This is a genomic window from Methanoplanus endosymbiosus (assembly GCF_024662215.1).
Classification (GTDB): Archaea; Halobacteriota; Methanomicrobia; order Methanomicrobiales; family Methanomicrobiaceae; genus Methanoplanus; species Methanoplanus endosymbiosus.
In genome coordinates, this window is the sequence record NZ_CP096115.1 from 2,215,140 (window position 1) to 2,226,549 (window position 11,410).

Sequence of the window (11,410 nt, forward strand, 5' to 3'; positions counted from 1 at the left end):
GGAGTTACGCAGAACGATTTTGGAATGGGAAGATCTATATGTTCTGTGTGCGAGATGTGTTGCCAGAATGTCATCAAAGCCCAAATGTAATGATCAGGATTACATCAGCTTTCTGATGGGTGCTCAATGTGAGGTGTCCTGCGTCAGAGGTGCAGATTGCTTTCAAACTTATAGTTTTAATATTGCACATGATGCAATCAACAGATTTCTTTTAAGAGAGCCTCTAAACACGGAGACCTTATGAAATGAAGTAAACCCCTTTATTGAGCTAAAATCAGGCTGGTTGGTGGCAGATGATACTGTAATTGATAATATTCATTCAACAAAAATTGAATCTACATATTTTCAATGGAGAGGTAAACATCGAAAAGTATTTAGTGGAATTGATCTGATTTCTCTAGTTTGGACGGATGGGAAGTAGACATTTCCTATTGATTACAGAATATATGACAAAGATAACGGCGAAAAAACAAATAATGAACGTAACTATTCACCCTATCAATTCTTGAACTGTGTATCCTGCATTCCCGGAAACACATAACCCACTCTGAAATCTAACTCCACATTTTTCTTAATATTCCAAAATACTCTCCAAGATCAAACCGATAGTTTTATAATCGTTATGTGTTATATAATACACATAACGATTAGGTGTTTACATGGTCGCAATAGTTCACCAAACAGACAAAAGATCCGGGATAACCTATGCTTACCGCTCTGTATCATACTGGGACAAGGAAAAGAAACAGTCACGTGCCAAACGTACCCTTATTGGGCGTGTAGACAAAGAGACAGGTAAAATAGTCCCCACTGATGGACGCAACAGGAAGAAAAAAGAAGGTAATCCGCCTGTGAAACGTAATACAAAGAGGGTTGAGGAAGCACATCGTTCATTCTACGGAGCCACATATCTACTGGATGCTATTGGTGAGAAATTAGGTCTCATTCAGGATCTGAAACAGTGTTTCCCCAACACATATGAGCAAATCTTATCCGTTGTGTACTATTTAATCCTTGAAGACAGCACTCCGCTATACCGTTTTGAGAAGTGGGGACTCCTGCATAAGCATCCTTATGGCAAAGACATCACCTCACAACGCAGTAGTGAACTGTTTTCCAGCATTACCGAGGCAAATAAACTACAGTTCTTCAGACTTCAGGGGAAGAGAAGGATGGATAATGAATTCTGTGCTTATGATACAACATCTCTGTCCAGCTATTCAGAAACCCTCAGGCAGGTACAGTATGGTCGCAACAAGGAGCACGACAAACTGGCACAGCTGAATCTTGCTCTGGTCTTTGGACAGGAGTCCAATCTCCCTTTCTATTACAGAAAACTCGCAGGTAATATCCCGGATTCAAAGACCATTACACGCCTGCTTGAAGAGCTGGATATTCTTGATCACTCAAGAGTTAAACTGGTTCTTGACCCGGGCTTTTACAGTGAGGTCAATATCAACAACCTGTTTAAGAATCACGTGAAGTTCCTTGCAGCCTAAGTTTGACAGTTCGTATAATTCCCCCCATTTGTGGCAAAAAAGAATTTGACAGTTACATAGTTTTGCAGAATAATCTCTCAAAATCTCCTTAATTTGAGCTTAGATTGAATGTGACATGAACATTCTAAAAATAAAACGTAACTATTCACCCCCCTAATTTTGTCCCCCAATATAATATTGAATGATCTAAATATTATTGCACACATAATGTGTGGGAATGCCTCATGATTACCTTAAGGATAAAATATTTCGGTTCGTTGTAACTGATCCTGAAGGTGCTACAGACTTAATCAAAATTTACGAATCCACATTAAGTAATTATGAAACTCACATTAATATTCAAGAGCAAAGAATAATAGAACTTGAAGCTCGGTTAAATCAAAATAGCAGCAATAGCAGTTTCCCACCATCTCGTGATATTTATCCTCCAAACAAAAATAAAACAGATGATGAGAATAAAACCAATAATAAGAACAATAAAAGCGATAAAGGCAATAAAGGAAATAAAGGCAATAAAGGAAATAAAGGCAATAAAGGAAATAAAGGAAATAAAGGAAATAAAGGCAATAAAAACCGAAATACCAGTTTAAGAAATAAGTCCGGAAAAAAAGTTGGTGGTCAGCAGGGTCATAAAGGAACAACACTCGAATTAAATAATAATCCTCATGAAACCAGTAATATTGAGGTTAACACATGTCCTTGTGGGAATGATCTTAGCGATGTGGAATCTGAAAAATATATTCGTCGGCAAGTTTTTGATACTCCACCTGTGGATCCCCGCATAACCGAATTTAGGGCAGAAATCAAGTATTGTCCAAAATGCGGGCGTAGAATAGTGGGTCCTTTCCCGGAAAATGTTAATCAAACTGTCCAGTATGGAGATAATTTAAAAGCGAATGCGCTATACATTAAAAATCAGATATTCACATCATATGAGAAAGAAAAGACATATTTCATAGATCAATACTGTATCAGCATAAGCCCAGCCACACTAATTGCATTTGAAAAAAACGCTCATAAAACCCTTAATAAGTTTGAATATGATTTAAGAGAGGAATTGATTAAATCCTCTGTACTAAATGCTGATGAAACTGGTCTTAGAGTTATAGGAGAAAGATGGTGGCTTCATTCAATTGGAAATGAACACCTGACGTTGTATGCAGTACATCCTAAAAGAGGATCTGTTGCAACTGATGAAATGGGAGTACTTCCACAGTATGATGGTGTATTAGTACATGATTTTTGGGTTGGTTATTCAAAATATAATTGTACACATTCTTATTGCAATGCCCATATAATGAGAGAATTAAACGGAGTTTGGGAAGGATACAAACAAAATTGGGCAAAGGATATGATTGACCTTTATAAGCAAATTTACCATTATCTTTTCATTGAGGATAGAAAGGATCCTTTAGAGCTTGAAAAATTCCGAATTAAATATATGAAAATAATTGAATCTGGATTCAAAGAAAATCCACCTCCTGCTGAAAAAAAAGCCGGGCAAAGAGGGCGAGTAAAAAATTCAAAACCTTTCAACTTACTTGTTAGGCTCAGAGATTATGAAGAAGATATACTGCGGTTCATGTACAATTCCTTAGTGGCTGTAATTTTATAAGTCGTCCACGACATAGTAACATTCATCCTTTGGAGCAATAGTATAATTCCATTCACCATGAAATTGATTTGGGAGAAGGAACAATTCGTTCATCTCTTCTTTTGATACTTTCCTTCCAAGAGGATATGAATTGTTATCAACAGAACATTGAACCGTCAATCCCTTAGATGTTCTTGTATTGGCGATTAAATTTACTATTGTCTCCATATTAATCAATGGTCTTCCTCTCCAATTTTTAGAGATTGCAGAAAATAAGCGATGCTCAATTTTATTCCACTTGCTTGTTCCTGGCGGAAAGTGGCAGACTGACACCATAAGGTTAAATTCGTCACAAAATTTTTGCAATTCAACTTTCCATGCTTTTCTCCTATAACCATTACTACCTCCAGAATCTGCTGTTATAAGAAGAGATTCTGCATTGGGGTATATTTCCTGACCCATAGTTATCCACCATCTCCTGATGCTTTCAACTGCAAATTCTGATGTTTCATGATCTACACCTACATTGACCCAACCGGAGTTATTGCTGATATCATAAATTCCATATGGTATTGCTTTCCCAAGTTCTTTATCAATAAAATCATGATCCTTGACTTTGACAGGCTTACCCTTAGGACGCCATTCCTGCCCTTTATTTGTGTAATTCCCAATATTTTCCTTCTTTTTGCAATCAACAGAAATTACTGGTTGGTTATGGGTCTGATACTTTTTGACAAATTCATTAATGAATTCAAATTGTTCGTTTCTGTCCTCATGAGATTTGCCTTCTTCAGTTTTCCTTGGTGCCTGAAGGCTGTAACCCGAATAATTCAATAGCTTTGAAACACAAGTATGGCTTACATTATGCCCTTTATTTATTAATTCCTCAGCTAAATTCCTTGTACTTAGACATGTCCACCTTAGAGGTGATTCGGGATCTCCTCTCGAAGTTGGCTCAATAAGAAAGTCTAGATCATTAATTAATTCAGGATCAATCTCTGTTATTTTTTTCCTTCCAGCTCCTTCAGATCTAACTTTGTCATATGGATAAATCTCTCCAGAATCTAATTGTTTTCTTCCAATATTTATTGTAGATCTTGACATCCCTGTTATTTTAGAAACATTTGTAACTCCACCACGACCATATGAATTAGCCATAGTTGAAGCAAAGATCCTTATTTGCCTCTCATTTAGATGAGGTGTTAGGCCCTCGTAAATATTTGCAATGAAAGCATCCAGATCCATATATTATAATGATGCACATAATAAATTAAATGATCGGTTTATTAATTTACGATGCCTTAGTCCCATTTACAAACAACCTTGCAGAGAGAGATGTACGCATGATGAAAGTACAACAGAAAATATCGGGTACTTTTAGATCTATTGCCGGTGCAGAAAGGTTCTGCAGAATTAGAAGTTATATTTCAACAGTCAGAAAATGCGGCAAATCTGTATTTGAGGCTCTTAAGAGGTTAGTTCAGGGAAATCCATACACAGTTCAAGAATTGATGGGGTGAATAGTTACAATAAAACTCCCATTTTACCCTTAAATTTGGTCAACTGTCAAATTCAATTCCGGCTTTTTTGGATATTTTGGGGTGTAAAATAGACTTTTTGAACCAAGTGTCAAACTTGGGTTGCAGGTGTCAGAATGTCTCTGAAATTTGTCTATGGAGAACTTGATGCAGTCTATGACACTTTTAGGAGCTTTGAACGTTACAGTGAGAATTACGAACTGTATTACCAGACTGTCCGGACCACCTGGAATTATACGCAAGAGCGTCCTTACAAAGGAGATACTCTTCAGGAATCACGCCGTCTTTACATCCACTATTTCTACAATATTGACCTGGCAGCCGAAGATGAGAAAAACTTCGACCGAAAGCTAATCGCACTAAAAAAGGAACTGGAGTCAGGAGAGCGTGTTCCAGGACACGCTAAACTTTACAAGCAGTACTTCATTACCAAAACAACACCTAAGAGAGGAACAAAGGCACAGATTATTGATGAAAATGTCATCAAAGCCAAGCGATATTTTGGGTTTTTTGCTCTGATTACCAATGAAAAGATGGATGCAGTAACTGCTCTTGAACTCTACCGCAACAAAGATGTGGTTGAAAAGGCCTTTGGAAATCTCAAAGAACGCCTGAATATGCGCCGTAAACTCGTTTCTTCAGAACAGAGCCTTGATGGGAAACTGTTTGTGCAGTTTGTGGCACTGATCTACTTATCTTATCTCAAAAAGCAGATGCAGGATCAATGTTACTGGGCAACAAATTTTCTTACAATGGATATGATGCCAACTGGGAAATTGTTATATCAGCCATCACAGAGTTTATGAAAAAAATGCGCGAAATTTTTTTTGAAGGGGTACTGCGTAAATCCTATCAAAAATCCCACACCTTATGGGAAATAATCAGTTGAAATCGAAAAAAAGTTACAGCGCAATCAAATTTAGTTTAATTATTCCAATTTAATTCATAAATAAATAGGGAGTTTCATAGGTCAGGCTTTTCCAAACCGGAATAATGACTCTAATAGGTATTGCCTAATCAGTCAAGGGTAACTTTGAACATTTTTTTAGTAAGTACCAAAAATGACAATTTTTTTTATACACTAACAACAAATAAAAAGTAAATGAATCCGGAAAAAAATAATTACGATATCGTTCTTTTTTGCGGAGGCAGAGGGACACGCCTAAGTGAAAAAACAAGAGAAATGCCAAAACCCTTAATCGAGCTTGGTGAATATCCAATTCTCTGGCACATAATGAAAATCTATGCCCACAATAATTTCAATAAATTTGTTTTGACACTTGGCTACAAAGGCGAGATGATTGTAGACTACTTCTTAAACCAATATAATCTCACTCAAAACTTATGTGTAAAATTATCCGATATAAAAATTCCACCTGCAAAAGACGATTGGGATATCTCATTTGTTCAGACAGGTATTGAATCTAAAACTGCAAAAAGACTTCATATTTGCAGGGAATACATAAAATCTGAAACCTTTATGGCAACATACGGCGATGGGGTAGCTGATATTAATCTTGAAAGCCTTTTAAAAAGACATAAAATCTTAAAGGAAAAGCATGGGATAATTGCAACAATAACAATTACACGTCCCTATTCAAAATATGGAATTGTCAAATTAAATGAGGATTTTGTTGATAGTTTCAGGGAAAAACCCCAGATGGATGAATATATAAACGTAGGCTTCATGGTTCTTGAAAAAGAAATATTTGATTACATAAATGAAGATGAAGACGTGATGTTTGAAGAGACATTACAAAAAATTGCCGATGACGGAAAACTCGGGTTTTATATTCACGACGGATTTTGGCATGCAATGGATACATACAAGGATTACGAAGAATTAAATGAGATATGGAAGGTGGATCCCAAATGGAAGATATGGAACGACTAAGATTCTGGTCGGGAAAAAGGGTGCTTGTTACAGGTGCAACCGGTGTTGTTGGTCTTAATCTTGTAAATACACTTGAGAAATACGATGCTGAGGTTGTTGCACTCGTTCGTGACTGGGTGCCAAAGTCAGGTCTGCTTGGAAAATGGCTATACGGTGAATCATCTGTTAAACTTGTAAGAGGGGAACTTGAGGATTACAACTTAATTTTAAGGACACTTGCAGAATATGAAATAGAATATGTGTTTCATCTGGGAGCCCAGACAATTGTTCAGGTGGGAAACCGTTCTCCTCTGACTACATTTAAAGCAAATATAGAGGGGACTTGGAATCTTTTAGAGGCTGTACGTATTCTAAACCAGTATTCGGATGACATAAAGGCAGTCTGTGTTGCATCTTCTGATAAGGCATATGGTGCAAGCACTATACTCCCATATACAGAGGATATGGCTCTGTGTGGTGAGCATCCGTATGATGTTTCCAAGAGCTGCACTGACCTGATTGCGCAGGCTTACGGAAAATCCTATGGTATTCCTGTATGTATTGCAAGGATGGGCAATATCTACGGCCCTGGAGATCTCAATTTTAACCGTATTGTTCCCGGGACGATCAGAAATATTATTGAAAATAAGGCTCCTGAAATTAGAAGTGACGGGACTCCTGTCAGAGAGTACTTCTATGTTGCAGATGCCGTTGATGCATATCTCACGATGGCAGAGAAGGTAAGCAGCGGCGGTCTTGCAGGTGAGGCATTTAATTTCAGCAGTGGTGAAAAATTCTCCGCACTTGAATTTATTGAAAAGATAAGCGGCATTATGAAATCAAATTTGAAGCCTGTTATTCAGAATACAAGCAGAAATGAGATTCAGGACCAGTATCTTTCCATAAAAAAGGCTGAAGAAATTTTAAACTGGTATCCGAAGCACAGTCTTGAAAATGGCTTAAAGCAGACAATTCAGTGGTACAAAGAGGTATTAAAATGATAGAAGGAGTTGAAATCATTCCTCTCGCAACTTTTTTGGACGAGAGAGGTGCAGTCAGGCATATGCTGAAATGCACAGACTCGCACTTTAATGGATTTGGTGAGATATATTTCTCCCAGATTTTTCCAAATGCTATCAAAGGTTGGCATGTTCACAGGGTAATGGAGTTGAATTATGCAGTTGTCTCCGGCAATATCAAGCTTGTTTTATATGATGCACGGGAAGATTCATCGACATTCGGAGAGATTCAGGAGATTTTCATGGGTGAGAATAACTACGTGCTTGCAAAGGTTCCTCCCCATGTTGTAAACGGTTTTAAGGCAATAGGTGATGAGAAGGCAATAGTTGCAAACTGTGCGACAACTGCCCACGACCCGGATGAAATTGAAAGAATCGATCCCTTTGATGATGAAATTGGTTATGACTGGGATATAAGGCACGGGTGACATGAAAAAAATATTAATTACCGGTGTTACAGGATTTGCAGGGTTTAAAATTTATCATGCTTTAAAGAATTCCGGAAATTATGAGGTTAAAGGAACTGGCAGAAGTTCCGGTGAATCTGTGGATTTTGTTGCTGATCTGACAGATTTAGAATCCGTAAAAAATATGGGGCAGCATTTTTCACCTGACGTTGTTATACATCTTGCAGCAATGGCAAAAACAGATATTTGTGAGAGGAATAAGGATGATTGTTATGCTGCAAATGTGATTTCCACCAAAAATCTTGTGGAAATGTTTCCCGATTGTAAATTTATATATTTCTCAACATATGCTGTATACAATACAAAAAAAGGAAATTGTGATGAATCCTGCAAAATCACAGCTACCAATCATTATATTCAAACCAAGATTGAAGCTGAAAGTTACGTAAATCCCCTGAATGATTATATTATTTTCAGACCTTCAGTCATCTTTGGGTATATGCCACTTAAGATAAAAACAAAAAATTATTTTATGCAACTCATTGAGATGGTGCATGATAAAAAAGTTATGCGTTCTCCCGCAGATCAGTTTTTCAACCCTGTTTCAATAGATGTTGTTGCGGAGATTATCGGGTTATCAATAGAGGGTGATGTCTCAGGCGTTTTTAACATAGGTTCTAATGAGGATATAAGCAAGTATGATTTTAACCTAATGATAATGGAACGTTTTGGGTTTAATTTAAAATATCTAGAACCAGCTGTTGCAGACAGTTTTGCAGTTAAAAGGCCGGGTAATGGTACAGTATCTTCCATGAAAATACAATTCACTCTTTCATATAGGGTTCCAGGTATTTCAGAGATGATTGATTCTTTGTATGATGAAATTAAAGAGAATCCTGATATTCCTGGTGTTTAAATGAGTGAAAGCCCTCTTGTTTCAATATGTATCCCGACATTTAACCGTGCAGGAATGGTTGGAAAGGCAATAGAAAGTGCTCTTTCTCAGACATATCAAAACATAGAAGTTATTGTTGTTGACAATGCTTCAACAGATAATATTGAGGAATTTGTCGCTTCGTTTGACGATTCTAGGCTAAAATTTGTTAAAAACGAAGAAAATTTAGGACTGTTCGGAAATTTTAACAGATGCATTGATCTTTATAATGGCTCTTTTCTTCACATTCTTCATTCTGATGATTACATAGACAAAGATTTTACAGAAAAATGTGTCTGTTTTTTTAAGGAGCATCCTGATGTATGGCTTACTTCGACATCTTCGTGTATTATCGGTGATGATAATATTAAGGAAAACCAGTACTCTGACAAGGATATTGTATTTAAGTCACCCGAAGGTTTCAGGAGGCTTCTTTCGGAGAGATGTTTCATATCATGTCCTTCGGTTATGGTAAGGAGGGGGCTTTATGAGGAGATTGGAAAATTTTCTCTTGAATATCCATATTCATCAGATTATTATCAATGGCTGAGGGTATCGCGTGTTTTTGATATTGGTTATATCAGTGATGCATGGGTAAACTATAGGATTGGAAAGCACTCAGAATCATACAGGCTCTTGTTTTCAACTCCTCTGGGTTATATGGATACATTGGAGATTTATACAAGGCTTGTAGGAGAGTTGGGAAGTGAAGTTGTGGATTATTCGTCTGAGCTCAATCTGTCATTGAGAAGATTTATTGGTGACTGTATATTTGCAGGCTTTATTAGATCTGATAATATGGATAATTACCAATCTGGTATTTTTGTAGGTATTGCTCAGACAGCATGGTCGCTGATTGTAGCATACTCGTTAAAGTCATGGGTAATAAAAATTTATTATTTGTTATTTATATTTTTAATTTTTTTGGGAATTCATTTTTCAACTATACGACATATTGCAATAAAAATAATGGGGAAAAAGGCAGATTTATATTAAACTTGAGTTAGTAAAATTAAGCGAGAGTCTGTCCATATATAGATTTATGATATAATTCTACAATGTCAAATTAAATAATCACCCACATCCAAAACTGTAAATAATAAACAATAAATACTTTAAAATATATATTATGTGCTTGTGTACAAATGGAAGGCTGCGCAATAAAATTAGTTTGACAAAAAGGATTCGTACTTTTCGATCAAACTTGGGACAGTTACCTAAATCAGAGGTTTTTATTGACTTTTTTAAAACAAAGACTAATAATCTATTTCCAATTGGTATAGACTGTATTAAAGGTCTTTTTACAATTGAAAGTAGATCTAACCTTACAAAGATCTCTGATTGGACAAGCGAAAGAGATAATCAGGCCTTTTCTCATTTTCTCTCAAATTCGCCGTGGGATCATTCTAAGATAACACATTGGATTTATTCAAATGTTAACGATTTTGTTGGGAAAAACGGTGCATTAGTCATTGATGAGAAAGGTTCAAAAAAGAAAGGAAAACATTCAGTTGGAGTAAAAAGGCAATATTCTGGGAATACGGGCAAAGTTGATAACTGCCAGGTAGGAGTTTATTCATGCTATGTTAAGGCAGCAAAAAGAATAATTCTTGATTTTAAGCTTTATCTCCCTAAAGAATGGTGTGATGACTCTGAACGATGTGACAAAGCGGGGATCCCTCAGGAATACAGAATTTTCAAAACTAAAGGAGAATTATGCCTTGAATTAATAATTCGAGCAATAGAAGAAGGTGTTAAGTTTAGTTTTGTTTGTATGGATGGATTTTATGGAGGTATTCCGCAGCTGCTAACAAAACTCGAAAAGATGGGAATAACATACATGGCCTCAGTTAAATCAGCAAATCGTGTTTATCTTGAAGAGCCAAAATATGGAATTCCACCGAGGAAAGGCAAAAGAGGGAGAATGCCAACCAGAATTAGAGTACTCAACACCTCACCAATCCACATCTCAAAAATTGCAAAATTGGCTGATGATTGGCAAAAAATTGAGATTAGAGACTCTACGAAAGGTCTTCTTGAAGAAGAATTTATTATGAGAAAGGTTTGGAGGATAGATGGCAAAGAAAACAGAGCTCTCCCAGTCCTTCTTCTTGTTCGTAGGGAATTGGATGAAAATAACAAAATAGTGCACAAATATTCATTTTGTAATGATGTTACAATCACTTCTTTGAAGAAATTAGCAGAAATGCAGGCTTCGAGGTACTGGATTGAGCGCTCTTTCCAGGATGCTGTGGATCTTGCAAAAATGGATGATTATCAGGTTAGAGGTTGGAGGGGATGGCATCATCATATAGCACTTGTAATTCTTGCTATGTTCTATTTATGGCTTGATTTCAAAAATTTAGCGAGTAAAACAGAATTTGAACTCACAATTTATCACATGAGACTCATAATACGATGTAAATACCCTTTGAATCCTATTACGAGTGAAAAAGTTGCCCATATTATAGTGCGAAATTGTATAAACCAAGAGAGAACAAAATTGTCAAAATCGAAGAAAAAGTGCACAACAAATGTAAGTTGAA

The 11,410-nt window shown here is 36.5% G+C and carries 8 protein-coding genes and 3 pseudogenes; 10 read left to right on the top strand and 1 reads right to left on the bottom strand.

Annotated features, from left to right (window positions below):
• Positions 1-659: 659 nt before the first annotated feature.
• Together L6E24_RS09835 and tnpC are read left to right on the top strand one after the other, a co-directional pair.
• Positions 660-1,493: pseudogene (locus tag L6E24_RS09835) on the top strand (IS1634 family transposase); the annotation flags it as partial.
• Between the two features lie 223 nt (positions 1,494-1,716).
• Positions 1,717-3,114: an IS66 family transposase gene (gene tnpC / locus L6E24_RS09840; RefSeq protein ID WP_257741815.1), complete on the top strand. Its 1,398-nt coding sequence runs from the start codon at positions 1,717-1,719 to the stop codon at positions 3,112-3,114.
• Here the strand turns inward: tnpC and L6E24_RS09845 are convergent.
• The gene (locus L6E24_RS09845; RefSeq protein ID WP_257741816.1) at positions 3,109-4,338 is read right to left on the bottom strand and encodes an ISAzo13 family transposase; all 1,230 of its coding nucleotides are present in this window, start codon (positions 4,336-4,338) and stop codon (positions 3,109-3,111) included. The genes tnpC and L6E24_RS09845 overlap by 6 nt on opposite strands.
• A 59-nt stretch (positions 4,339-4,397) precedes the next feature.
• Between L6E24_RS09845 and L6E24_RS09850 the strand changes: the two are divergent.
• From L6E24_RS09850 to L6E24_RS09885, 8 genes and pseudogenes are all read left to right on the top strand, one after another.
• Positions 4,398-4,613 (top strand): annotated as a pseudogene (locus L6E24_RS09850) (IS66 family transposase); the annotation flags it as partial.
• Between the two features lie 128 nt (positions 4,614-4,741).
• Positions 4,742-5,354 (top strand): annotated as a pseudogene (locus tag L6E24_RS09855) (IS1634 family transposase); the annotation flags it as partial.
• A gap of 379 nt (positions 5,355-5,733) precedes the next feature.
• A complete protein-coding gene (locus L6E24_RS09860; protein WP_257741818.1) occupies positions 5,734-6,525 on the top strand; it encodes a sugar phosphate nucleotidyltransferase in 792 nt (263 codons plus the stop codon).
• Positions 6,504-7,505, top strand: a complete 1,002-nt coding sequence (locus tag L6E24_RS09865; RefSeq protein ID WP_257741819.1) for a GDP-mannose 4,6-dehydratase — start codon at positions 6,504-6,506, stop codon at positions 7,503-7,505. Before L6E24_RS09860 ends, L6E24_RS09865 begins: the two co-directional genes overlap by 22 nt.
• Complete coding sequence (locus L6E24_RS09870; protein ID WP_257741820.1) at positions 7,502-7,951, top strand: dTDP-4-dehydrorhamnose 3,5-epimerase family protein; 450 nt, start codon at positions 7,502-7,504, stop codon at positions 7,949-7,951. The genes L6E24_RS09865 and L6E24_RS09870 overlap by 4 nt, the downstream gene beginning before the upstream one ends.
• A 1-nt stretch (position 7,952) precedes the next feature.
• Positions 7,953-8,846: an SDR family oxidoreductase gene (locus L6E24_RS09875; protein WP_257741821.1), complete on the top strand. Its 894-nt coding sequence runs from the start codon at positions 7,953-7,955 to the stop codon at positions 8,844-8,846.
• Entirely contained in the window at positions 8,847-9,860 is a 1,014-nt protein-coding gene (locus L6E24_RS09880) for a glycosyltransferase family 2 protein (RefSeq protein WP_257741822.1), read from the top strand.
• Positions 9,861-10,035: 175 nt separating this feature from the next.
• A complete protein-coding gene (locus L6E24_RS09885) occupies positions 10,036-11,409 on the top strand; it encodes an IS701 family transposase (protein ID WP_257741823.1) in 1,374 nt (457 codons plus the stop codon).
• The last annotated feature ends 1 nt before the right edge of the window (position 11,410 follow it).

Bases quoted from the DNA above. Each gene is read 5' to 3' on its own strand.
- tnpC (WP_257741815.1), top strand. From the start codon at position 1,717: ATGCCTCATGATTACCTTAAGGATAAAATATTTCGGTTCGTTGTAACT.
- L6E24_RS09845 (WP_257741816.1), bottom strand. From the start codon at position 4,338: ATGGATCTGGATGCTTTCATTGCAAATATTTACGAGGGCCTAACACCT.
- L6E24_RS09860 (WP_257741818.1), top strand. From the start codon at position 5,734: ATGAATCCGGAAAAAAATAATTACGATATCGTTCTTTTTTGCGGAGGC.
- L6E24_RS09865 (WP_257741819.1), top strand. From the start codon at position 6,504: ATGGAAGATATGGAACGACTAAGATTCTGGTCGGGAAAAAGGGTGCTT.
- L6E24_RS09870 (WP_257741820.1), top strand. From the start codon at position 7,502: ATGATAGAAGGAGTTGAAATCATTCCTCTCGCAACTTTTTTGGACGAG.
- L6E24_RS09875 (WP_257741821.1), top strand. From the start codon at position 7,953: ATGAAAAAAATATTAATTACCGGTGTTACAGGATTTGCAGGGTTTAAA.
- L6E24_RS09880 (WP_257741822.1), top strand. From the start codon at position 8,847: ATGAGTGAAAGCCCTCTTGTTTCAATATGTATCCCGACATTTAACCGT.